This window comes from Citrobacter sp. CK199, from assembly GCF_030333285.1.
Lineage (GTDB): Bacteria > Pseudomonadota > Gammaproteobacteria > Enterobacterales > Enterobacteriaceae > Citrobacter_B > Citrobacter_B koseri.
Window position 1 is genome coordinate 148553 of the sequence record NZ_JAOWGF010000025.1, and the last position, 22215, is coordinate 170767.

Here is a 22215-nt window from a genome sequence, read left to right on the forward strand (position 1 = left end):
CCCCGTTTGCGAGGCCATTGGGTCATTATTGCGTAAAGCGGTTCAGTTTGAATGGCGTCAGGTCAAAAGCCGGCGATTTACCCTGCGCGAAATCGGCGGCAATCTCGCCCAATACCGAGGCGAACTTAAAGCCGTGGCCGCTCAGACCGGTGACGATCAGCGTATTATCATGTCCCGGTAATGTATCGATAATAAAATCTTCATCCGGGGAATTATCATAGGTACAGGCGGCGCCGTTCAGGCAGCAGCCAATGCCGGGCAGGATAGTGCGCAGGAAGGGGAACGCTTCGGAACCATCGCTGGCGACGGCGGCAAACGGCTTGCGCTCTTCCGGTGAGTGAATCAACTGACCACCGTTGTGTTTTCCTATTTTTAATGCGTCGTTTTCGGCGGGAAAACCGTAATACTGATCGCCGTTCGGGAGTTCTCCAGTGAACGCCGGGAAGTTATTTTTCATGCTGTAGCGCCCGTCAGCCTGATACCAGGCAAAAACTTTACGAACGGGTTGGATAGGGAGTTCCGGCACCAGCGCCTGTACCCATGTACCGGCACTGATCAGCACTTTCTTCGCGCGGTATTCGCCGTCAGCGGTTTCAACGGTAACGCCGTCGTTATCGTGATGAAGGGCGGTGACGGGGCAGTTAAAGAGCTGCGCGCAGCCGGCCTCTTCGGCAAGGCGAACCCAGGTTTTGATCGCCAGTTCACTGCGCAGAAAACCGGAGTCCGTTTCGAACAGGCCAATGTAGTTGTCAGGGACGCGAATTTCAGGCCAGCGCGCCATGATGGCGGCGGCATCCAGTTGTTCAACGTTCAACTGCCATTGCTGTGCGCTATGCGCCACGTTCGCCAGAAATGGCGAGTCCGCCGGGCCGAGGTTTATGACGCCGGAGCGGACGAAGATGGGATCTTCATTATGCGTTGAAAGCTCTTCCCATAACGTTTGCGCACGCAGCACCAGAGGAACGTATTTCTCACCCTCGCCATAAGCGTGGCGGATTAACCGGGTATCGCCGTGATGGCTGCCCTGTTGATGTGGCGGCATATGGGCATCTGTCATCAGAACCTTCAGTCCGGCGCGAGTGGCATAATATCCGGCTGCGGCGCCGACGGAACCGCTGCCAATAATGATTAAGTCGTATTTCATCAGCTTCTCTCTGCTATCGCGATTATTGCAGGGTAAATAAGTGAATTGAGATATACAAGTTATACTCGTCATGCTTTCGGATTGCCGTCGCGGCGGCGCGTTTGTCGGCCGACTTTCTGTCAGTGGAATTATTGAGAGTATGAAACGATAAAGGCACCTTTTAAGGTGCCTTTGGGTGGAGGGATCGCGTCACGTTAATGACGGCGATACTCATTTTCCTGGTAATCGCCAGATTCAATTTTGGCGATGCCTGCTTCTAATATCGAAATAAATTGTCTGGCAACATCGGTGGTTAACCAGAGCGTCTGACCAACTTCAGTCCCATCAGGGTCAGGGCGATTCGGGGTCTGGTAGTGCAAACGCAACATCAGCGCATCATAGCTGTCAACGGTGCTGATGTCCCATCCTACAAGCGGATGAGTCTGAATGACTTCATTATTCTTTTCCATTATGCCCCCTAATACGTGTTACAAGACAACGGTTTTCGAGGTTCAATGCGTGTTTTTTTCTGAAGCAACTTCAGTATATCAATAAATAAGGCTATTCACTGGAAATTTAAAGGGTGGCAGAATAAATTTCTTCTTTTTAAGAATTATGTGCACAATAAAACAGCATGTTATTCATATTTTTTTGGCATGTTGTGCAGTTATTTTGAGTAATGGATTAAAAAGCGACCAGTTGCGCAAATAAAAAAGCCGGGGCGACCCGGCAAAAACGAACATTACTGCATATCATTTTTTATTCATTGACGAACCAGTCATCCGCGCTTTCCCAGGTTTCCTGTAGGATTTCGCTGATGCGTTCTTTATCCTCTTTTGTCGCGCCAATGACCGACAAATTGTTGGCTGCGGCATAACGGACGACAACATTGCCCGCGTTATCTGGAAAAGAGTGATGGATACGGCGGGAGAGTTCACCGGCCAGCGCGTCAATCGCGCCAGCAGGCAAAGGTGACGTTTTCGCTATAGTGACTTCAATACGCATAATGGCCCCCTGTTGAATATACTGTGTATTTATACAGTTAACCTTTCCGGCTTACAACAGTTGGCCACATTTTTTTTATTATTTTACTGACCAGCGTACGCGCTCGCCGCCCAGGAAGGGCACCAGTGAGTCATCGGCAAGCGTGATGCTTTCCGGGACGAGCTGCTCTTCGCGTACCAGTTCAACGTAGGTTTCATTGACCGGCAGGCCGTAGAACCGTGGCCCATTGAGTGAGCAGAACGCTTCAAAATGCGCGAGGGCGTTCATCTCTTCAAAGACCGTAGCGTAGCTGCCAAGCGCCGTCGGGGCATTAAAGCAGCCTGCGCAGCCGCAGCTGGTTTCTTTCCGATGACGGGCGTGCGGCGCAGAGTCGGTGCCGAGGAAGGCACGGCTAAATCCGCTGGCAACCAGTTCACGCAAGGCCTGCTGGTGGACGTTACGTTTGAGGATCGGCAGGCAATACAGATGCGGGCGAATGCCGCCGACCAGCATATGGTTGCGATTAAACATCAGATGCTGTGGCGTGATGGTGGCGGCTAACAGCTCGTTGCCGTCGCGAACGTACTCTGCGGCATCTTTGGTGGTAATGTGCTCAAATACAACCTTCAACGCGGTCAGACGCTGGCGCAGCGGCTCCATCACCGTTTCAATAAACCGTGCTTCGCGGTCAAAAATATCGATATCAGCATGGGTAACTTCGCCGTGTACCAGCAACGGCATGCCGAGTTTTTCCATGCGCTCCAGTACCGGCATGATCGTATCGACAGAGGTGACGCCGTGGCTGGAGTTGGTGGTCGCGTTGGCCGGATAGAGTTTTGCTGCGGTAAAGACGCTTTCGCGGAATCCGCGCTCAAGCTCATCAGGATCAAGCGTATCCGTTAAGTAGCAGGTCATCAGTGGGGTAAAGTCATGCCCGGCAGGAACGGCATCAAGAATGCGCTGGCGGTATGCGATGGCCGCATCGACCGTCGTAACAGGCGGCGCCAGGTTCGGCATCACTATCGCGCGGCCATAAATTTCACTGGTGTAAGGCACGACAGTTTTTAACATGTCGCCATCGCGAAGGTGAACGTGCCAGTCGTCTGGGCGGCGGATCTTTAAAACCTGGGATGGTGCAGTCATTAATATGCTCCGGCTGGGGGATAGTCATTTTTGCCGGAAACCAAGGATAAGCGGAAACGTTTTCGTTTGCACGAAAAAAAAGGGCGCAAATGCGCCCTGGTGCGTTAGTCGGTGAACGGGATGATGATTTCGCCCGGTTTAACCTCTATGCCTTTGGCATATTTTTTCGCCAGCGCTTCGCCTTTGCTGCTGTCTTCACGCAAAACGTAGGCCGGTTGTTGATTAAAATAATTACGCAACGACTGATTCAGGTAAGGCATCAGCGTTTGCAGCACCGATTGCATTTTTTCCGGCGTTACGGTTGCATCCACCACTTCCATTTCTTGCAGATAAATCGCGCCTTTTTCTTTGTTAAAGACCGGTAGCGCTTTCAGCTTCAGTTTCATGGTGGCTTTCTGGCTGCCAAACAGGGAACTCATATCCAGGTTCGCATCACCGGTTAGCGTGACTTTGTTGGGCTCTTCCCGGCCAATCTGGCTGCTGAGATTCGTCAGAACAATATGCGCATCCGCGATGCCCGGTAAGCCAATATCTTTGGAAAAATTATTCCGTTTTTCAAGCGCTTGATTAATTTCTTGCTCGCTTACCGTGTACTGCGTGAGTTGGTTGCAGCCAACCAACAGGCCGCTAACCAACAATGCAGCGGCAAAGACAATCTTTTTCATGGGGTTCCTCAACATGATGCCCGTGTCGTAATCCTGACACAAAGCAGCATGTGGCACCAGCACGCCGCGCACCAGCAGAAAAAACTGAAAGGGTGGCGGCATGGCGCCTCCACCCACAAGCATTAGAGGGCCATAGACGATAACAGGTTGATTTGCGTCTGTTTTGCCATGTTATCACGGTAATCAGCGACCCGGGTTGGCCAGTTTATGCCTGCGACCAGCGTCAGGTTACGTAATAACGGGAACAGATGAATATCGTCTTCAGACAGTTCACCGTTCACGGCATTGGGCTGCACAATCAATCTATCCAGCGCGCGCAGATCGTCGCTGATGTTTTTGATGAGCCCACTGGAATGCGCCAGATTTTCGCCAAAGTCGCCAATCATGGCCTCTTTTTTCTCAGTGAAGTATTTCCGCGCCGACGGCGTGGAAAACTCATCAAATGCCGATTTTGCGAAACGCGGAAGGAGCAGGCGATTGGCGTAACCGTTAACTTTGCGTAGCCACTCATCAATCGCGGGGTTCTGTTTTCCGATCAGCAAGGGTTTGCCGTCAAGGTTGTCCACATAATGGACGATATCCATACTTTCGGGCAGATAACGGCTGTCGTCCTTTTGCAGAATGGGCGCCATTTTTTTGCCGATCATGCGGGTGGGCGTTGCGTCGTCGTCGTTTGCCAGGACGTTTAGCTCAACGGGAATATTTTTCAGGCCGAAAATCATGCGGGCTTTGATGCAGAAAGGGCAGTGATCGTAAATATAAAGCTTCACGTTTCTCCTCCATTTAACTGTCGGTTCTCTTTCAGTATGGAGGAGATGAAAGCAGGTATCAAATCAGGCGCCTGGCTCCAGCATGCCGCGTGGCGTCCGTTTGTGGCTGAATTGCCAGCCGAGCGCAAGAAAGGTCATGATTCCGATTACCCCAAGCATCATCCAGGGCAGTTCAGGCTGTTGCAGCGCTTTCCCCATATCGAACAACCATCCTCCGCCGATATACCCTATCGCGCCGCCAATGGCTAAACCCAGTCGACTGAAGCCCATATAGCTGCCACGCGCCCGCGCATCGGACAGCGAGGCGCTGAGCGTTTCACGCGCCGGTTCCGCAATGACCGAACCGATATAGAACGTGCAAATGAGCGTGAAGAGCTGCTGTAAATTACCGACCAGCCCGACAGGCAACATACTGAGCGACATCAGCAGCAGTCCGGCCATCAGGCGGTGCTCGAGGCGAAAACGTTTCTCGCTCCAGCGGGCGATTGGGTAGAGCAGCGTCAGCGAGAGGCAGGCTTCGATCGCATACATCCACTTGACGGCGGACGGTGATCCCGCGATGTCATTGACCATGATGGGCAGCATCAGCATCACCTGTACGGCCAGCATGTAGTATCCCGCCAGGGTCAGTACGTAAGTCACGAACCGTTTGTCCGCCATGACGCGCCCCATGCCCTCGCGTACCGGGATTTTCACCGTTGACAGCTTCCACGCCGGAAGCAGCCAGGCGTTAAACGCGGCGCACAAAACGAACAGTACCGCCCCCGTCGCGCATACCAGACGAAAATCGTACTGCAACAACCAGCTACCCAATAGCGCGCCAGTCACGGCGCCCGCGCTGTCCTGCATCATCAACAGCGAAAAGAAACGACCGCGTTGTTCAGGGCGAATCAGCTTGACGACCAGCGCAGAGCGCGGCGGATCGAAAAGGGTGCCGCCAAGCCCGGAAAGAAAGCAGGAAAACCAAAGCAGCCAGGGCTCATGGGCGATCCCCATCGTCGCGAATCCGGCTGCGCGCATAAGCATCCCGGTAACAATCATTGGCTTCGCGCCAAAACGGTCGGCAATCGCGCCGCCAAAAATGCCCAGCCCTTGCTGGATGAACTGGCGCAGGCCGAGCGCAATGCCGACCATTAATGCCGCCCAGCCCATCTGGTCGACAAAGCGAATGGAGATCAGTGGAAACACCACGAAAAAGCCTAATACGACCAGCATATTATCGATGAGCAGGAAATATTTACCCAGGTTCCTGGCCTGCGAGACACGCGACATTTCCCCTCCCGGGAAAGACACTCGTCATCCTTCACGTCGCAGGCGCGTCGGCGGCGTTCGCGCTCCCCGGCCACGTATTTCTGTGCGCTTTCAGGGAGTGACTCGCTTGCCGCCGTCCTGCAACTCGAATTCTGTTGAGTTTAAAAGGTGAGCACCTTCTATTCTGCGGTGTCGGCGCGTTTTTTCCCACCTTTGCCGGGACAATATTTTTTTATCAAAAGTCCATCTTGATAGAGAGTTTTCATCAAAATGTGTGAATAAGCCAAAAAATGACGATTTGCACTTTTCACAGAGCGTACAGGCACAGGTATAGTAACGTTATCAGGGTGTGAAGACGTTACGGGAAGGAGTAGGTATAGAATGTTTGGCTATCGCAGTAACGTGCCAAAAGTACGCTTAACAACCGACCGTCTGGTTGTGCGTTTAGTACATGAGCGTGATGCCTGGCGTCTGGCCGATTATTACGCGGAAAATCGTCATTTTTTAAAACCCTGGGAACCCGTTCGTGATGAAAGCCACTGCTATCCTTCGGGCTGGCAGGCGCGTCTGAGCATGATCGCCGAATTTCATAAACAGGGCTCAGCGTTCTATTTCGCGCTGCTCGACCCGGAAGAGAAAGAGATCATCGGCGTGGCCAATTTTTCTAACGTGGTGCGTGGCTCATTCCACGCCTGTTATCTGGGATACTCCATCGCACAAAAGTGGCAGGGGCAGGGGCTGATGTATGAGGCCTTAACCTCGGCGATTCGCTATATGCAGCGTACGCAACATATTCACCGTATTATGGCGAACTATATGCCGCATAATAAGCGCAGCGGCGACTTGCTGGCGCGACTCGGCTTTGAAAAAGAAGGGTATGCGAAAGATTACCTGTTGATTGACGGACAGTGGCGCGATCATGTGCTGACGGCGTTGACGACGACTGAATGGACCCCCGGTCGCTAAGGAGAGGACGATGAAATACGAACTAACCGCCACTGAAGCGCGAGTGATTGGCTGCCTGCTGGAAAAACAGGTGACAACGCCGGAGCAGTACCCGCTCTCGGTTAACGGCGTGGTTACCGCCTGCAATCAAAAAACCAACCGTGAACCGGTAATGAACTTATCGGAACATGAGGTGCAGGAACAGCTTGATAACCTGGTGAAACGCCATTTTCTGCGAACGGTGAGCGGCTTCGGCAATCGCGTCACCAAATATGAACAGCGCTTCTGCAACTCCGAGTTTGGCAATCTTAAACTGAGTCCGGCGGAGGTGGCGCTGATTGCCACGCTGCTGCTGCGCGGCGCCCAGACGCCAGGTGAACTGCGCAGCCGTGCATCCCGCATGTATGAATTTAGTGATATGGCGGAAGTGGAAACGACGCTGGAACAGCTTGCCACCCGTGACGACGGCCCTTACGTTGTGCGCCTGGCGCGCGAACCGGGTAAGCGTGAAAGCCGGTATATGCACCTGTTTTGCGGCGAAGTCGATGAACCGGTGAGTTCAGATGACGCGCCGCAGACGGCGTCGGGCGATCTGCATGCGCGCGTTGAGGCGCTGGAAGGCGAAGTCGCGGAACTGAAACAGCGCCTTGATTCGCTCCTGGCGCACCTGGGAGACTAACGTGAAAAAATTACGTATCGGTGTTGTTGGGTTAGGGGGGATCGCCCAAAAAGCCTGGTTGCCCGTACTGGGCGCATCCGGCGACTGGACGCTACAGGGGGCCTGGTCTCCTTCGCGGGATAAGGCGCTGCGCATTTGTGAAAGCTGGCGGATGCCGTACGTTGAGTCGTTGCCAGCGCTGGCGTCAACCTGCGACGCCATTTTCGTCCACTCCAGCACGGCGACGCATTATGAGGTGGTAAGCGAACTGCTCAATGCCGGGGTTCATGTCTGCGTCGATAAACCGCTGGCGGAAAACCTGCGCGATGCGGAACGGCTGGTGGCGTTGGCCGCGCGCAAAAATTTGACGCTAATGGTCGGGTTTAACCGACGCTTCGCTCCGCTCTACCGTGATCTGAAAGCGCAACTGGGCGCCGCCGCTTCTGTCCGTATGGATAAACACCGGACGGACAGCGTCGGGCCGCATGATTTGCGTTTCACGCTGCTGGATGACTACCTGCACGTTGTGGACACCGCGCTGTGGCTGACGGACGGCAAGGCGCAACTGAACGGCGGCACGTTGCAGACCAACGATCTTGGTGAGATGCTGTATGCCGAACACCATTTTTCGACGGATCAGTTGCAAATCACCACCAGTATGCACCGTCGCGCCGGGAGTCAGCGTGAATGTGTGCAGGCGGTGACGGACGGTGGCCTGTTTGACGTGACGGACATGCGCGAATGGCGCGAGGAACGCGGTCAGGGCGTGGTGCATAAACCCATTCCGGGCTGGCAGACAACCCAGGAACAACGGGGATTTGCCGGATGCGCCCGTCATTTTATTGAATGCGTGCAAAATCAGACGGTTCCTGAAACGGCGGGCGAACAGGCGATTCTGGCGCAGCGCGTCGTAGAGAAACTCTGGCGCGAGGCAATGAGCGAATAACGCCCTGTAACATCTGGCTGTAGTAATTCATCATAATCCAGGTACTATATGCCAACTCAAAATAACACCTCTTTCTGACAGAGAATGATGGCAAACCGTGGATCGTTCTGTCGGCCTGATAAGACGTTTTTACGTGGTTATCAGGCACAACGATATTGCCGGATGGCGGCGTAAACGCCTTTATCCGGCCTGCGGTCGGCCATGCAAGGGTTTTGCTCCAGGGTCTGGAATACAACACTGATGAATTTATTAAAATCGCTGGCTGCCGTCAGCTCGATGACCATGTTTTCGCGCGTGCTTGGTTTTGCGCGTGACGCGATTGTCGCCAGAATTTTTGGCGCAGGGATGGCGACCGACGCCTTTTTCGTGGCATTCAAGTTACCGAATCTGTTGCGGCGCATTTTTGCCGAAGGGGCATTTTCCCAGGCGTTTGTGCCGATCCTTGCAGAATACAAGAGCAAGCAGGGCGAAGAGGCGACCCGGGTTTTTGTCGCCTATGTCTCCGGCCTGCTGACCCTGGCGTTAGCCGTAGTGACGGTGGCAGGTATGCTCGCCGCGCCGTGGGTGATCATGGTAACCGCGCCGGGTTTTGCCGATACCGCTGATAAATTCGCCCTGACCACCAAACTGCTGCAAATCACCTTTCCGTATATTTTGCTGATTTCGCTGGCCTCGCTGGCGGGCGCGATCCTCAACACCTGGAACCGTTTCTCGATTCCTGCGTTTGCGCCCACATTTCTGAACATCAGTATGATCGGCTTTGCGCTGTTTGCCGCGCCGTATTTTAATCCTCCCGTACTGGCGCTGGCCTGGGCGGTGACGGTGGGCGGCGTGCTGCAACTGGTTTACCAGCTTCCTCATCTGAAGAAAATTGGGATGCTGGTATTGCCGCGCATCAATTTTCGTGACGCAGGCGCGATGCGCGTTGTGAAGCAAATGGGCCCGGCGATCCTCGGCGTTTCGGTAAGCCAGATATCTCTGATCATCAACACCATTTTCGCCTCGTTCCTGGCTTCCGGTTCGGTCTCCTGGATGTATTATGCTGACCGACTGATGGAGTTCCCGTCAGGGGTTCTGGGCGTGGCGCTGGGCACCATTTTGCTGCCTTCGCTGTCTAAAAGCTTTGCCAGCGGCAATCATGATGAGTATTGCCGTCTGATGGACTGGGGGCTGCGTCTGTGTTTTCTGCTGGCGTTGCCGAGCGCCGTCGCGCTGGGCATTCTGGCCAAACCGCTGACGGTATCGCTGTTCCAGTACGGCAAATTCACCGCCTTTGATGCGTCGATGACCCAGCGCGCGCTGGTGGCCTATTCCGTTGGTCTGATCGGCTTAATTGTGGTGAAAGTTTTGGCTCCGGGATTTTACTCGCGCCAGGATATCAAAACGCCGGTCAGAATCGCCATTGTGACGCTGATCATGACTCAGTTGATGAACCTGGCGTTTATCGGGCCGTTGAAGCATGCCGGTCTGTCGCTGTCTATTGGTCTGGCGGCGTGTCTGAATGCGTCGCTGCTATACTGGCAACTGCGCAAACAGAAAATCTTTACTCCGCAGCCGGGCTGGACGTGGTTCCTGACTCGCCTGGTGATTTCCGTGCTGGTGATGTCCGCCGCGCTGGTTGGCATGTTGCATATTATGCCTGAGTGGTCAGAAGGGACAATGCTGTGGCGTCTGGCCCGACTGATGGCGGTTGTGGTTGTGGGGATTTCCGCCTATTTCGCCGCGCTGGCGGTGTTGGGCTTTAAAGTGAAGGAATTTACTCGCCGGACGGCATAGAGCCTCTATCCGGCCAATCGCCCGGTGGCGCTGCCGCTTACCGGGCTTACAGGGTTGTTCTGTGATTGTGTCGGCCGGATTACGGCCAATCGCCCGGTGGCGCTGCCGCTTACCGGGCCTACAGAGTTGTTCTGTGATTGTGTCGGCCGGATTACGGCCAATCGCCCGGTGGCGCTGCCGCTTACCGGGCCTACAGGATTGTTCTGTGATTGTGTCGGCTGGATTACGGCCAATCGCCCGGTGGCGCTGTCGCTTACCGGGCATACGAGTTGTTCTGTAATCGTGTAGGCCGGATAAGGCGTAGCCGCCATCCGGCAATCAGATAGAGATTTTTTTCCCGCCACGGTGGGGAGAGGCGGTTTGACCGTTCGCGCCATACAGCGTCGGTTCCTGATGCGGTTTCAGCATGTCGAGCGCCTGATGATTCCGTTCAATCTGCCCTTCCAGCAGCCAACCATTATGTTGGTTGAGATCGCGTAAATGCTGCGTTTTTTCCGTAATCGCCTGCCAGCGTCTGGCGACATCATCATTAACGTTACGCTGCGCATCTTGTTCAAGACGGCGCTGCTGCTCCAGATAATCCAGCGTCGCCAGTAAAGAGCTTTTTTCTTCTGTAATACGCTGTAACTGGCTACCGTTAATGTGACCTACGGAGAGCTGCTGCTGCTCGGCATCCATCACCTTTTTCAGGTCATTGAGGACAGCCGTCATATGATCCAGAATTTCTGACAGACGAGTCATACGCTTATTTACTCTGTAAGTAGCTCTGCGCCTCGCGGATCAGCGAGTCTGCAATTTTACCGGTGTCCATCTTCAACTCACCGTTACGAATCGCCGTTTTCAGGGCTTCCACGCGCTCCATATTGATGTCGCTGGTGCCGGGTTGCATCAGTTTCGCCTGAGCATCGCTTAACTTCACACTGGTACTGGTCGTGGTTGACGCTTTTTCCTGACGCGCTTTTTGTACCGGCGCATCGCTGGTTTCGCGCGGTTGGACAGTGCTAACGGGCTTCAAAGGTGAGGTACGGTCAATGCTCATTTATTTATCCTCATCGAGGGGTTACGCTGTAGCAGCCAGCTATCATCATTGGTTGATTATTTATCGGCAGCCACTACAAAATCTTTAACTCATTATAGATTAATAAGAATATTCCCATCAGGATCGACGGTTCCACTCACGACCTGGCCTGACAACATGCGTACGCGCGCGTTTTGCGCGACGGCGGCATTGTTCAATGCCTGGCCTTCCGCATTGACGCTAAATCCGTCGCCGCTCGCCACCACCAGAACGCGCTGACCGGCTTTTATCCGCCATGCCTGGCGCAACATACTGAGCTGTATTGGCTGCCCGGGAACGAGGTCGCGCAAGCTGACGGCGTCCTGAATCTGGTTGATGTCCAGGACGGTTCGCGGGGGAAGCTGATCCAGCCGTCCGCGTTTTAGCGTGATGTTAGCCGGGCCAAGCGCACCGCCACGGGCGACGGGGGCCGCGGCAACAACGTAATTCCCCGTTGCCTGTACATTTACCTGTAGATAGCGCTTTTCGTTCGCGCAGCGCGCCAGTACGTTCACATGCCCCCATAACTTCGCACTTCCGGTTACGCTCAGCGCGGGCTGTTCGCAATTCGGCAACAGATTGGGCGACGTGCGGATCGTGACGACGACGTCATCGCTGAACCCTGCCAGACGCTGAGAAAACCAGTCCGTTAACTGGGCATTCAGATCCTGAGCCATCGTCAGGGGGCTGAACAGCAGCGCCAGCAGCGCTATTCCACGTTTTAACGTTTGCATCGTCACTTCCCGCCAGTTTAAGCAATGACAGGATTCTACCTGCGTACCACAAGCATCAACGCAACAAATAGCGACGCATTTTGCGTTTATTCCGGCGATAACGCGCGCGTGATGGGATTTAAGCTGTCGGCTGAATTTTGTCATTTGCGGAGGAGATATGCTCGATAAGCTCGATGCCGCCTTACGTTTTCAACAGGAAGCGCTGAATCTGCGCGCTCAACGCCAGGAGGTGTTGGCCGCCAATATCGCTAACGCCGACACCCCTGGGTATCAGGCGCGTGATATGGATTTCGCCAGCGAACTCAAAAAAGTCATGGTGCGTGGCCGGGAAGAAGCCGGCGGGATCGCGTTGAAGCTCACCTCTGCACAGCACATTCCGGCCCAGACCGTCGCGTCTCCTTCGGTGGATCTGCTCTACCGTATTCCTGACCAGCCGTCCCTTGATGGCAATACCGTCGATATGGACCGCGAGCGTACGCAGTTTGCGGATAACAGTCTGAAATACCAGACGGGCCTCACCGTGTTGGGTGGACAAATCAAAGGCATGATGAATGTGCTACAGGGAGGAAACTAATTCGTGGCGCTGTTAAACATTTTTGATATTGCCGGGTCGGCGCTCACCGCGCAGTCCAAACGTCTTAACGTGGCGGCCAGTAACCTGGCGAACGCCGATAGCGTCACCGGGCCGGACGGTCAGCCGTATCGCGCTAAACAGGTGGTCTTTCAGGTAGACGCGGCGCCAGGGGCGGCAACCGGTGGGGTAAAAGTGGCGGACGTCATTGAAAGTCAGGCGCCGGACAAACTGGTGTATGAGCCTGGCAACCCGCTGGCGGACGCCAATGGGTACGTAAAAATGCCTAATGTGGACGTGGTTGGTGAAATGGTCAACACCATGTCAGCCTCGCGCAGCTATCAGGCAAACGTCGAAGTTCTTAATACCGTGAAAAGCATGATGCTTAAAACGCTGACATTAGGCCAGTAAAGGAGGCGCGTATGTCTATTGCCGTAAATATGAATGACTCGACCAACTCGGGAGTCGCATCCACCAGCAGTGGCAGTTCGCTGACGGGAAGCAGCGCGAGTGATTTACAAAGCAGCTTCCTGACATTGCTGGTCGCGCAGTTGAAGAATCAGGACCCGACCAACCCACTGCAAAACAACGAGCTGACCACGCAACTGGCGCAGATCAGCACCGTTAGCGGAATTGAAAAACTGAACACCACGCTGGGCGCGATTTCCGGGCAGATCGACAACAGCCAGTCGCTACAGGCCAGCACCCTGATTGGTCATGGCGTCATGATCCCCGGCACCACCATTCTGGCCGGTACGGGCACCGAAGAGGGCGCGACCATCACCACGACGCCGTTTGGCGTGGAGTTGCAGCAGGCAGCGGATAAAGTCACCGCCACCATTACCGACAAAGACGGCAAGGTGGTGCGCACGATCAATATCGGCGAGCTGAAGGCTGGCGTTCATACCTTTACCTGGGACGGTACGTTGGAGGATGGCACAAGCGCGCCAAACGGTTCCTATAACGTCGCGATCGCCGCCAGCAACGGCAGTACGCAGCTTGTGGCGCAACCGCTTCAGTTTGCGCTGGTTCAGGGGGTTATCCGCAACAGTAGCGGTAATACCCTGGATTTAGGGACCTACGGAACCACCACACTCGACGAAGTACGGCAGATCATTTAAGCCTTTACACTTATCAGGAGTAAGTCATGGCCTTTTCTCAAGCGGTCAGCGGTCTGAACGCAGCAGCGACCAACCTCGATGTTATTGGTAATAACATCGCCAACTCTGCCACCTACGGGTTTAAATCCGGTACGGCGTCTTTTGCTGATATGTTCGCGGGCTCCAAAGTGGGCCTGGGCGTTAAAGTCGCCGGGATTACCCAGGACTTTACCGACGGCACTACCACCAACACCGGGCGTGGCCTGGATGTCGCGATTAGCCAGAACGGTTTCTTCCGTCTGGTAGACAGCAACGGCTCCGTTTTCTACAGCCGTAACGGTCAGTTCAAACTGGATGAGAACCGCAATCTGGTTAACATGCAGGGGCTGCAACTGACTGGCTATCCGGCAACCGGAACGCCGCCGACGATCCAGCAGGGTGCCAACCCAGGCCCGATCACCATCCCGAACACCCTGATGGCCGCACAGGCGACCACCACGGCGTCTATGCAGATCAACCTTAACTCAACGGATGAACTGCCGTCTAAGTCACCGTTTGATCCGAGCGATGCGGATTCCTACAACAAAAAGGGCACCATAACGGTCTTTGATAGCCAGGGTAATGCCCATGACATGAACGTTTATTATGTCAAAACTGCTGCCAATAAATGGGATGTATACACCCAAGACTCCAGCGTTACAGGAGCAGCGGTTACGAAAGCAGCGGTAATGAATTTTAGCAGCAACGGTACGCTGACTTCCGTTAATGACTATATTGATGATCCGAGTAATCCAGGCACGTTAACTGAAGGCCCTGCGAACGCACAGCCACAAATTAACATCACTACGGGAGCGATTAACGGCGCGGTACCGGCTACTTTCTCCCTGAGCTTCCTGAATTCCATGCAGCAGAACACCGGTGCGAACAACATCGTCGCGACCAACCAGAACGGCTATAAGCCGGGCGATCTGGTGAGCTATCAGATCAACGATGACGGCACCGTAGTGGGTAACTATTCCAACGAACAAACGCAGGTTCTGGGGCAGATCGTGCTGGCTAACTTCGCCAACAATGAAGGTCTGGCTTCTCAGGGCGATAACGTCTGGGCGGCGACGCAGGCTTCAGGCGTTGCGCTGCTTGGTACGGCGGGTACGGGTAACTTCGGTAAGTTGACCAACGGCGCGCTGGAATCCTCAAACGTGGATTTGAGTAAAGAGCTGGTGAATATGATCGTCGCACAGCGTAACTATCAGTCAAACGCGCAGACCATCAAAACCCAGGATCAGATCCTCAACACCCTGGTTAACCTGCGCTAAGCGCCTGACGGGATGGCTTAATGGATCACGCAATATATACCGCCATGGGCGCGGCCAGTCAGACGCTTAATCAACAAGCGGTGACGGCCAGCAACCTGGCGAATGCCTCCACGCCGGGTTTTCGTGCGCAACTTAATGCGTTGCGCGCGGTGCCGGTGGAAGGTCTCTCTTTACCAACGCGTACGCTGGTGGCCGCATCCACGCCGGGAGCCGATATGACGCCCGGGCAGATGGATTACACCTCGCGCCCGCTGGATGTGGCGCTGCAACAGGATGGCTGGCTGGTTGTTCAGACCGCTGATGGTAACGAGGGATACACCCGTAACGGCAGCATTCAGGTGGACCCGACCGGGCAACTGACAATTCAGGGGCATCCGGTTATCGGTGAAGCCGGGCCGATTGCCGTTCCTGAAGGTTCAGAAATCACTATCGCGGCAGACGGGACTATCTCTGCGCTTAACCCTGGCGATCCGGCCAATACCGTCGCACCGGTAGGACGTCTGAAGCTGGTGAAGGCGCTTGGCAGCGAAGTGCAACGCGGCGATGACGGTATGTTCCGTTTAAGCGCGGCGACACAGGCTGCGCGTGGCCCGGTGTTACAGGCTGACCCGTCCATTCGCGTGATGTCTGGCGTACTGGAGGGCAGTAACGTGAATGCGGTGTCCGCCATGAGCGATATGATCGCTAACGCCCGCCGTTTTGAAATGCAGATGAAGGTTATCAGCAGCGTGGATGACAATGCCGGGCGCGCTAACCAACTGCTGTCGATGAGTTAATACAGGACATTTTATGATCAGTTCATTATGGATCGCCAAAACCGGCCTGGACGCGCAGCAAACCAACATGGATGTGATTGCCAACAACCTGGCAAACGTCAGCACCAATGGTTTTAAGCGTCAACGCGCGGTGTTTGAAGACCTGCTGTACCAGACGATTCGTCAGCCTGGCGCGCAGTCGTCAGAACAGACGACCTTACCTTCTGGTCTGCAAATCGGTACGGGCGTTCGCCCGGTCGCCACCGAGCGTCTGCATAGTCAGGGTAACCTGTCTCAGACCAACAACAGTAAAGATGTCGCCATCAAAGGGCAGGGCTTCTTCCAGGTGATGCTGCCGGATGGCACTTCTGCTTATACCCGTGACGGTTCTTTCCAGGTGGATCAGAACGGTCAACTGGTCACGGCGGGCGGCTTCCAGGTACAGCCAGCGATCACCATTCCGGCGAACTCGCTGAGCATCACCGTGGGTCGCGATGGCGTGGTAAGCGTAACTCAACAGGGGCAGGCCGCGCCGGTACAGGTGGGGCAGCTTAACCTGACTACGTTCATGAACGATACGGGTCTGGAAAGCATTGGTGAAAACCTGTACACCGAAACGCAATCCTCGGGTGCGCCGAATGAGAGTACGCCGGGGCTTAACGGTGCGGGTCTGCTGTATCAGGGCTATGTCGAAACCTCTAACGTAAACGTGGCGGAAGAACTGGTGAATATGATCCAGGTTCAGCGCGCTTACGAAATTAACAGCAAAGCGGTATCGACTACCGATCAGATGCTGCAAAAACTGACGCAACTCTAAGTGTCGTCCGGTGAGGGAAATCTCACCGGCACACTGATTTTGAAGATGAAGGCAATGCAAAAATACGCTGCGCACCATTACCCGATTATGGCCCTGCTGGTGGTTTCACTGACAGGATGTGCCTGGATACCTTCCACACCGCTCGTGCAGGGCGCGACCACTGCACAGCCCATACCGGGCCCGACTCCGGTGGCGAATGGTTCCATTTTTCAGTCTGCGCAGCCGATCAACTATGGCTATCAGCCGCTGTTTGAAGACCGACGTCCACGCAATATCGGCGATACGCTGACGATTGTATTGCAGGAAAACGTCAGCGCCAGTAAGAGCTCCTCCGCCAATGCCAGCCGTGACGGTAAAACCAACTTCGGCTTTGATACGGTTCCTCGTTATTTGCAGGGATTGTTCGGCAACGCGCGTGCAGATATGGAAGCCTCTGGCGGGAACTCCTTCAACGGTAAAGGCGGCGCGAACGCCAGCAATACCTTTAGCGGCACGCTGACCGTAACCGTCGATCAGGTACTGGCAAATGGCAATTTACACGTCGTGGGTGAAAAACAGATCGCCATTAATCAGGGCACTGAGTTCATCCGCTTCTCCGGGGTCGTGAACCCACGCACCATCAGCGGCAGCAACTCCGTTCCGTCAACACAGGTTGCGGATGCGCGCATTGAATATGTCGGCAACGGCTATATCAACGAGGCGCAAAATATGGGTTGGCTGCAACGTTTCTTCCTTAACTTGTCGCCGATGTAAGCGAGGTCTCCAGTGTTTAAATCTCTTGTTGGAATTGTACTGATACTGGCAACCACCCTGGCGCATGCCGATCGTATTCGGGATCTGACCAGCGTGCAGGGGGTGCGGGAAAACTCGCTGATTGGTTATGGTCTGGTGGTCGGCCTGGACGGGACGGGCGACCAGACGACCCAGACGCCCTTTACCACCCAGACGCTGAATAACATGCTGTCTCAGTTGGGGATCACCGTCCCGACGGGCACCAATATGCAGTTGAAAAACGTTGCGGCGGTAATGGTCACGGCGCAATTTCCGGCATTCGGTCGCCAGGGGCAAACGATCGACGTGGTGGTGTCCTCAATGGGGAACGCGAAAAGTCTGCGCGGCGGTACATTGCTGATGACGCCGCTGAAAGGGGTCGATAGCCAGGTGTATGCCCTGGCGCAGGGAAATATTTTAGTCGGTGGCGCAGGGGCGTCTGCGGGCGGCAGCAGCGTACAAGTTAACCAGCTCAATGGCGGGCGTATCACCAATGGCGCAATTATTGAACGCGAGCTGCCCAGCCAGTTTGGCGGCGGAAATACCCTCAATCTGCAACTGAACAACGAAGATTTCGCAATGGCGCAGCAGATCACTGACACCATCAACCGTGCCCGTGGCTATGGCAGTGCGACCGCGCTGGATGCGCGCACGATTCAGGTTCGCGTACCCAGCGGCAACAGCTCGCAGGTCCGTTTCCTGGCGGATATCCAGAATCTGGAGGTGAACGTCACACCACAGGACGCGAAGGTGGTGATTAACTCCCGTACTGGTTCCGTGGTGATGAACCGTGAGGTGACGCTGGACAGCTGCGCCGTCGCGCAGGGCAATTTGTCCGTAACGGTGAATCGCCAGGCGAACGTCAGCCAGCCGGACACGCCGTTTGGCGGGGGGCAGACGGTCGTTACGCCACAAACGCAGATTGATTTACGTCAGAGCGGCGGTTCGCTGCAAAGCGTCCGTTCCAGCGCCAACCTGAACAATGTCGTCCGCGCGCTGAATGCGCTGGGCGCCACGCCGATGGATCTGATGTCCATCCTGCAATCCATGCAGAGCGCGGGTTGTCTGCGCGCCAAACTGGAAATTATCTGATGATTGGTGACAGCAAACTGTTGGCCAGCGCGGCCTGGGATGCGCAATCGCTCAATGAGCTGAAAGCCAAAGCGGGGCAAGATCCGGCGGCGAATATCCGCCCGGTCGCGCGTCAGGTTGAAGGGATGTTTGTGCAGATGATGCTGAAAAGCATGCGTGAAGCGCTGCCGAAAGACGGCATATTCAGCAGCGATCAAACGCGACTGTACACCAGCATGTATGACCAGCAGATTGCGCAGCAGATGACCGCCGGTAAAGGGTTGGGACTGGCGGAGATGATGGTCAGGCAGATGACCGAGGGGCAGACGCAGCCTGCGGAAGAAGCGCCGCAGGTGCCAATGAAGTTCCCTCTGGAAACGGTGACCAGCTATCAAAATCAGGCGCTGACGCAGCTGGTGCGTAAGGCGATGCCAAAAGCGCCGGAAAATAATGATGAGCCGCTGTCCGGCGACAGCAAAGACTTCCTGGCCCAGCTTTCGCTTCCGGCACGCCTGGCAAGTGAACAAAGCGGCGTGCCGCATCATCTGATTCTGGCGCAGGCGGCGCTGGAGTCGGGATGGGGTCAGCGACAGATCCGCCGTGAAAATGGTGAGCCGAGCTTTAACCTGTTTGGCATTAAGGCCTCGTCAAACTGGAAGGGGCCGGTAACAGAGATCACTACCACCGAATATGAGAACGGTGAAGCGAAGAAGGTAAAAGCGAAATTCCGTGTTTATAGCTCCTATCTGGAGGCGCTATCGGATTATGTGGGGCTGCTGACCCGTAACCCACGCTATGCCGCGGTGACCGCCGCGTCTACCGCTGAACAGGGCGCACAGGCGTTACAAAATGCCGGTTATGCAACCGATCCTGACTATGCGCGTAAATTAACCAGCATGATTCAACAGCTGAAATCCATGAGCGACAAGGTGAGCAAAACGTACAGCGCGAATCTCGATAATCTCTTTTAAATAGCTCAAGTCCAGGAACCCGCTGCCGATAATAACCAGTATTGAAGGATTACAAGGAACCTCCATGTCCAGCTTAATTAACAACGCCATGAGCGGACTTAGCGCAGCCCAGGCTGCGTTAAATACTGCCAGTAATAACATCTCCAGCTATAACGTTGCCGGGTATACCCGACAGACGACGATTATGGCGCAGGCCAACAGTACGCTGGGAGCGGGCGGTTGGGTCGGTAATGGCGTCTACGTTTCTGGCGTACAGCGTGAGTATGATTCTTTTATTACCAATCAGTTACGCGCGGCGCAGAATCAGAGCAGTGGTTTGACCGTGCGGTATGAGCAAATGTCGAAAATTGATAACCTGCTCTCCAGTACCACCAGCTCGATTTCGACCTCTCTGCAAGGTTTCTTCACCAGCCTGCAAACGCTGGTCAGCAACGCGGAAGACCCGGCGGCGCGTCAGGCGCTTATCGGTAAAGCCGACGGCCTGGTAAACCAGTTTAAAACGACCGATCAGTACCTGCGCGATCAGGATAAGCAGGTCAATATCGCCATTGGCTCCAGCGTTGAGCAGATCAACAATTACGCGAAGCAAATCGCCAGCCTGAACGATCAGATTTCCCGTCTGACCGGGGTGGGCGCGGGCGCTTCACCGAACGATCTTCTCGACCAACGCGACCAACTGGTGAGTGAGCTGAACCAGATTGTCGGTGTGGAAGTTAGCGTCCAGGACGGCGGCACCTATAACCTGACGATGGCGAATGGCTATACCCTCGTGCAGGGCAGCAGCGCCCGTCAACTGGCCGCGGTGCCGTCCAGCGCCGATCCGTCACGCACCACGGTCGCCTATGTTGATGCGACTGCCGGAAACATTGAAATCCCGGAAAAATTGCTCAATAGCGGCTCGCTTGGCGGGTTGCTGACGTTCCGCTCTCAGGATCTGGATCAGACTCGCAATACCCTCAACCAGCTGGCGCTGGCCTTTGCCGAAGCGTTTAATGCCCAGCATAAACAGGGATATGATGCCAATGGCGATCAGGGCGAGGACTTCTTTTCCATCGGTAAACCGTCCGTATTGAGTAATGCGAAAAATACGGGTAGCGGAACCTTGTCTGCGGAAGTCACCGACAGTTCCGCGGTACAGGCTACCAATTATAAGCTGGTATTTGATGGTCAGGACTGGCAGGTCACGCGCTTGTCAGACAACACCAGCTTTAAGGCGGTTGAAACCAACGGGAAACTGACGTTTGACGGGCTGGAAGTGACGGTCGGGGCAGGGGCAAATGCGAATGACAGCTTTACCCTGAAACCGGTCAGCGATGCCATTGTGAACATGAACGTGCTGGTGACTGATGAATCCAAAATTGCGATGGCTTCCGATCCCGATGCGGGTGGGAGCGATAACCGTAACGGTCAGGCGCTGCTGGATTTACAAACCCAGAAAACGGTAGGCAATAAGTCCTTTAATGATGCTTATGCGACGATGATCAGCGATGTGGGGAACAAAACCGCCACGTTGAAAACCAGCAGCACGGCGCAGGGCAATGTTGTGACGCAGTTGTACAACCAGCAGCAATCGATTTCCGGCGTTAACCTTGATGAAGAATACGGCAACCTGCAACGCTATCAGCAGTACTACCTGGCGAACGCCCAGGTGCTGCAAACCGCGAATACGCTGTTTGATGCGCTGTTGGGCATTCGCTAAGGGAGAGGAGGATAAATGCGTATCAGTACCCAGATGATGTACCAGCAGAATATGCGTGGTATCACCAATTCCCAGGCTGAATGGATGAAGTACGGTGAGCAGATGTCCACCGGTAAGCGCGTGATTAATCCGTCTGACGATCCTATTGCCGCTTCTCAGGCTATCGTACTCGCTCAGGCCCAGGCTCAGAACAGTCAGTATGCGCTGGCACGTACCTTTGCCACTCAGAAAGTGTCGCTGGAAGAAAACGTGCTAAGTCAGGTGACAGCTGCAATTCAAACTGCGCAGGAAAAAATCGTTTACGCCGCTAACGGCACCTTAAGCGATGATGACCGCGCCTCGCTGGCCAGCGATCTACAGGGGATTCGCGATCAGTTAATGAACCTGGCCAACAGTACCGACGGCAACGGTCGTTACATTTTCGCAGGCTATAAAACTGAAAAAGCGCCGTTTGATCAGGCAAATGGCGACTATAGCGGTGGCACTGAAAACATCACCCAGCAGGTTGATGCTTCGCGTACGATGGTGATTGGTCATACGGGCGATCAGATTTTTAATCGTATTACCAGTAATGCCGTACCGGAACCCGACAACAGCGCTTCAGAAACCAGCCTGTTTGCGATGCTGGATACGGCCATTGCAGCGCTGAAAACGCCGGTTGCTGACGATGATGTGAAGAAGGCGGAAGCTGCTGCGGCGATTGATAAAACAAACCGTGGCCTGAAAAACTCCCTTAATAACGTCCTGACCGTTCGTGCGGAACTGGGAACGCAATTGAGTGAGCTGGATTCCCTGGATTCATTGGGAAGCGAGCGCGCGCTGGGTCAGGCACAGCAGATGAGTAATCTGGTCGATGTGGACTGGAACGCGGCCATCTCGTCGTATGTAATGCAACAGGCTGCGTTACAGGCGTCCTATAAAGCATTTAGCGATATGCAAGGAATGTCTCTGTTTCAGTTGAACAGATAGCACATGTTTTGAAACATATCATGAAACTGGGTATGTTTTGTCTGCCCGCTCCCTTCACCCCGGAGCGGGCATTTTTTTGCCCGGAAAACAGATAACGGGCACCGATTGCAGGTACAAAAAAGC

General features: G+C 54.6%; 25 protein-coding genes. 15 read left to right on the forward strand and 10 right to left on the reverse strand.

What is annotated here, in order from left to right; genetic code table 11:
- Positions 1–25 precede the first annotated feature (25 nt).
- The 7 genes from solA to mdtH form a co-directional block, all read right to left on the reverse strand.
- Entirely contained in the window at positions 26–1144 is a 1119-nt protein-coding gene (solA, locus tag OGX75_RS09560; protein ID WP_058668994.1) for an N-methyl-L-tryptophan oxidase, read from the reverse strand.
- A 194-nt stretch (positions 1145–1338) separates the two neighbouring features.
- Positions 1339–1593 (reverse strand): biofilm formation regulator BssS, encoded by a 255-nt coding sequence (gene bssS / locus OGX75_RS09565; RefSeq protein ID WP_012132867.1) that lies wholly within the window; start codon positions 1591–1593, stop codon positions 1339–1341.
- A gap of 289 nt (positions 1594–1882) precedes the next feature.
- The gene (dinI, locus tag OGX75_RS09570) at positions 1883–2128 is read right to left on the reverse strand and encodes a DNA damage-inducible protein I (protein WP_012132864.1); all 246 of its coding nucleotides are present in this window, start codon (positions 2126–2128) and stop codon (positions 1883–1885) included.
- 78 nt (positions 2129–2206) lie between these two features.
- Entirely contained in the window at positions 2207–3250 is a 1044-nt protein-coding gene (gene pyrC, locus OGX75_RS09575; RefSeq protein ID WP_286451615.1) for a dihydroorotase, read from the reverse strand.
- Positions 3251–3354: 104 nt separating this feature from the next.
- A complete protein-coding gene (locus OGX75_RS09580) occupies positions 3355–3915 on the reverse strand; it encodes a lipoprotein (RefSeq protein WP_024130445.1) in 561 nt (186 codons plus the stop codon).
- Positions 3916–4037: 122 nt separating this feature from the next.
- Entirely contained in the window at positions 4038–4685 is a 648-nt protein-coding gene (gene grxB / locus OGX75_RS09585; RefSeq protein ID WP_286451614.1) for a glutaredoxin 2, read from the reverse strand.
- Between the two features lie 63 nt (positions 4686–4748).
- The gene (gene mdtH, locus OGX75_RS09590) at positions 4749–5957 is read right to left on the reverse strand and encodes a multidrug efflux MFS transporter MdtH (RefSeq protein ID WP_114848575.1); all 1209 of its coding nucleotides are present in this window, start codon (positions 5955–5957) and stop codon (positions 4749–4751) included.
- 360 nt (positions 5958–6317) lie between these two features.
- Here mdtH and rimJ point away from each other — a divergent pair, with 360 nt between their 5' ends.
- The 4 genes from rimJ to murJ all read left to right on the forward strand — a co-directional run bounded on the left by rimJ (position 6318) and on the right by murJ (position 10261).
- Positions 6318–6902 (forward strand): ribosomal protein S5-alanine N-acetyltransferase, encoded by a 585-nt coding sequence (rimJ, locus tag OGX75_RS09595; RefSeq protein ID WP_024130443.1) that lies wholly within the window; start codon positions 6318–6320, stop codon positions 6900–6902.
- A gap of 10 nt (positions 6903–6912) precedes the next feature.
- Entirely contained in the window at positions 6913–7560 is a 648-nt protein-coding gene (locus OGX75_RS09600) for a YceH family protein (RefSeq protein WP_199977242.1), read from the forward strand.
- 1 nt (position 7561) lies between these two features.
- A complete protein-coding gene (locus tag OGX75_RS09605; RefSeq protein WP_047457547.1) occupies positions 7562–8485 on the forward strand; it encodes a Gfo/Idh/MocA family protein in 924 nt (307 codons plus the stop codon).
- Positions 8486–8725: 240 nt separating this feature from the next.
- Entirely contained in the window at positions 8726–10261 is a 1536-nt protein-coding gene (gene murJ / locus OGX75_RS09610; RefSeq protein ID WP_286451613.1) for a murein biosynthesis integral membrane protein MurJ, read from the forward strand.
- A 318-nt stretch (positions 10262–10579) separates the two neighbouring features.
- Here the strand turns inward: murJ and flgN are convergent, their stop codons facing one another.
- The 3 genes from flgN to flgA all read right to left on the reverse strand — a co-directional run bounded on the left by flgN (position 10580) and on the right by flgA (position 12052).
- Positions 10580–11002 (reverse strand): flagella biosynthesis chaperone FlgN, encoded by a 423-nt coding sequence (gene flgN / locus OGX75_RS09615; RefSeq protein ID WP_012132851.1) that lies wholly within the window; start codon positions 11000–11002, stop codon positions 10580–10582.
- Between the two features lie 4 nt (positions 11003–11006).
- Positions 11007–11300 (reverse strand): flagellar biosynthesis anti-sigma factor FlgM, encoded by a 294-nt coding sequence (flgM, locus tag OGX75_RS09620; RefSeq protein WP_115614866.1) that lies wholly within the window; start codon positions 11298–11300, stop codon positions 11007–11009.
- Positions 11301–11392: 92 nt separating this feature from the next.
- Positions 11393–12052: a flagellar basal body P-ring formation chaperone FlgA gene (gene flgA / locus OGX75_RS09625; RefSeq protein WP_049010759.1), complete on the reverse strand. Its 660-nt coding sequence runs from the start codon at positions 12050–12052 to the stop codon at positions 11393–11395.
- Positions 12053–12209: 157 nt separating this feature from the next.
- On the opposite strand from flgA, the gene flgB reads away from it, so the two are divergent.
- The 11 genes from flgB to flgL all read left to right on the forward strand — a co-directional run bounded on the left by flgB (position 12210) and on the right by flgL (position 22092).
- Positions 12210–12626: a flagellar basal body rod protein FlgB gene (gene flgB, locus OGX75_RS09630; RefSeq protein WP_115614865.1), complete on the forward strand. Its 417-nt coding sequence runs from the start codon at positions 12210–12212 to the stop codon at positions 12624–12626.
- A 3-nt stretch (positions 12627–12629) separates the two neighbouring features.
- Positions 12630–13034, forward strand: coding sequence for a flagellar basal body rod protein FlgC (gene flgC / locus OGX75_RS09635; RefSeq protein ID WP_012132847.1), 405 nt, complete (start codon positions 12630–12632; stop codon positions 13032–13034).
- Positions 13035–13045: 11 nt separating this feature from the next.
- Entirely contained in the window at positions 13046–13744 is a 699-nt protein-coding gene (flgD, locus tag OGX75_RS09640; protein WP_012132846.1) for a flagellar hook assembly protein FlgD, read from the forward strand.
- A gap of 26 nt (positions 13745–13770) precedes the next feature.
- Positions 13771–15039: a flagellar hook protein FlgE gene (flgE, locus tag OGX75_RS09645; protein ID WP_286451611.1), complete on the forward strand. Its 1269-nt coding sequence runs from the start codon at positions 13771–13773 to the stop codon at positions 15037–15039.
- A gap of 20 nt (positions 15040–15059) precedes the next feature.
- Positions 15060–15815 carry a flagellar basal-body rod protein FlgF gene (flgF, locus tag OGX75_RS09650; RefSeq protein ID WP_012132844.1) on the forward strand — a complete coding sequence of 252 codons (756 nt, stop codon included), beginning with the start codon at positions 15060–15062 and terminating at the stop codon, positions 15813–15815.
- Positions 15816–15828: 13 nt separating this feature from the next.
- A complete protein-coding gene (gene flgG / locus OGX75_RS09655) occupies positions 15829–16611 on the forward strand; it encodes a flagellar basal-body rod protein FlgG (RefSeq protein ID WP_012132843.1) in 783 nt (260 codons plus the stop codon).
- A 54-nt stretch (positions 16612–16665) separates the two neighbouring features.
- Complete coding sequence (flgH, locus tag OGX75_RS09660) at positions 16666–17364, forward strand: flagellar basal body L-ring protein FlgH (protein ID WP_024130441.1); 699 nt, start codon at positions 16666–16668, stop codon at positions 17362–17364.
- A gap of 12 nt (positions 17365–17376) precedes the next feature.
- Complete coding sequence (locus OGX75_RS09665; RefSeq protein WP_012132841.1) at positions 17377–18474, forward strand: flagellar basal body P-ring protein FlgI; 1098 nt, start codon at positions 17377–17379, stop codon at positions 18472–18474.
- Positions 18474–19424, forward strand: coding sequence for a flagellar assembly peptidoglycan hydrolase FlgJ (gene flgJ, locus OGX75_RS09670; RefSeq protein ID WP_047457531.1), 951 nt, complete (start codon positions 18474–18476; stop codon positions 19422–19424). Before OGX75_RS09665 ends, flgJ begins: the two co-directional genes overlap by 1 nt.
- Positions 19425–19488: 64 nt before the next feature.
- Positions 19489–21123, forward strand: a complete 1635-nt coding sequence (flgK, locus tag OGX75_RS09675) for a flagellar hook-associated protein FlgK (RefSeq protein ID WP_286451610.1) — start codon at positions 19489–19491, stop codon at positions 21121–21123.
- 15 nt (positions 21124–21138) lie between these two features.
- Positions 21139–22092, forward strand: coding sequence for a flagellar hook-associated protein FlgL (flgL, locus tag OGX75_RS09680; RefSeq protein ID WP_058669000.1), 954 nt, complete (start codon positions 21139–21141; stop codon positions 22090–22092).
- Positions 22093–22215 lie beyond the last annotated feature (123 nt).

Bases quoted from the DNA above. Each gene is read 5' to 3' on its own strand.
- solA (WP_058668994.1), bottom strand. From the start codon at position 1,144: ATGAAATACGACTTAATCATTATTGGCAGCGGTTCCGTCGGCGCCGCA.
- bssS (WP_012132867.1), bottom strand. From the start codon at position 1,593: ATGGAAAAGAATAATGAAGTCATTCAGACTCATCCGCTTGTAGGATGG.
- dinI (WP_012132864.1), bottom strand. From the start codon at position 2,128: ATGCGTATTGAAGTCACTATAGCGAAAACGTCACCTTTGCCTGCTGGC.
- pyrC (WP_286451615.1), bottom strand. From the start codon at position 3,250: ATGACTGCACCATCCCAGGTTTTAAAGATCCGCCGCCCAGACGACTGG.
- OGX75_RS09580 (WP_024130445.1), bottom strand. From the start codon at position 3,915: ATGAAAAAGATTGTCTTTGCCGCTGCATTGTTGGTTAGCGGCCTGTTG.
- mdtH (WP_114848575.1), bottom strand. From the start codon at position 5,957: ATGTCGCGTGTCTCGCAGGCCAGGAACCTGGGTAAATATTTCCTGCTC.
- rimJ (WP_024130443.1), top strand. From the start codon at position 6,318: ATGTTTGGCTATCGCAGTAACGTGCCAAAAGTACGCTTAACAACCGAC.
- OGX75_RS09600 (WP_199977242.1), top strand. From the start codon at position 6,913: ATGAAATACGAACTAACCGCCACTGAAGCGCGAGTGATTGGCTGCCTG.
- murJ (WP_286451613.1), top strand. From the start codon at position 8,726: ATGAATTTATTAAAATCGCTGGCTGCCGTCAGCTCGATGACCATGTTT.
- flgN (WP_012132851.1), bottom strand. From the start codon at position 11,002: ATGACTCGTCTGTCAGAAATTCTGGATCATATGACGGCTGTCCTCAAT.
- flgM (WP_115614866.1), bottom strand. From the start codon at position 11,300: ATGAGCATTGACCGTACCTCACCTTTGAAGCCCGTTAGCACTGTCCAA.
- flgA (WP_049010759.1), bottom strand. From the start codon at position 12,052: ATGCAAACGTTAAAACGTGGAATAGCGCTGCTGGCGCTGCTGTTCAGC.
- flgB (WP_115614865.1), top strand. From the start codon at position 12,210: ATGCTCGATAAGCTCGATGCCGCCTTACGTTTTCAACAGGAAGCGCTG.
- flgD (WP_012132846.1), top strand. From the start codon at position 13,046: ATGTCTATTGCCGTAAATATGAATGACTCGACCAACTCGGGAGTCGCA.
- flgE (WP_286451611.1), top strand. From the start codon at position 13,771: ATGGCCTTTTCTCAAGCGGTCAGCGGTCTGAACGCAGCAGCGACCAAC.
- flgF (WP_012132844.1), top strand. From the start codon at position 15,060: ATGGATCACGCAATATATACCGCCATGGGCGCGGCCAGTCAGACGCTT.
- flgG (WP_012132843.1), top strand. From the start codon at position 15,829: ATGATCAGTTCATTATGGATCGCCAAAACCGGCCTGGACGCGCAGCAA.
- flgH (WP_024130441.1), top strand. From the start codon at position 16,666: ATGCAAAAATACGCTGCGCACCATTACCCGATTATGGCCCTGCTGGTG.
- flgJ (WP_047457531.1), top strand. From the start codon at position 18,474: ATGATTGGTGACAGCAAACTGTTGGCCAGCGCGGCCTGGGATGCGCAA.
- flgK (WP_286451610.1), top strand. From the start codon at position 19,489: ATGTCCAGCTTAATTAACAACGCCATGAGCGGACTTAGCGCAGCCCAG.
- flgL (WP_058669000.1), top strand. From the start codon at position 21,139: ATGCGTATCAGTACCCAGATGATGTACCAGCAGAATATGCGTGGTATC.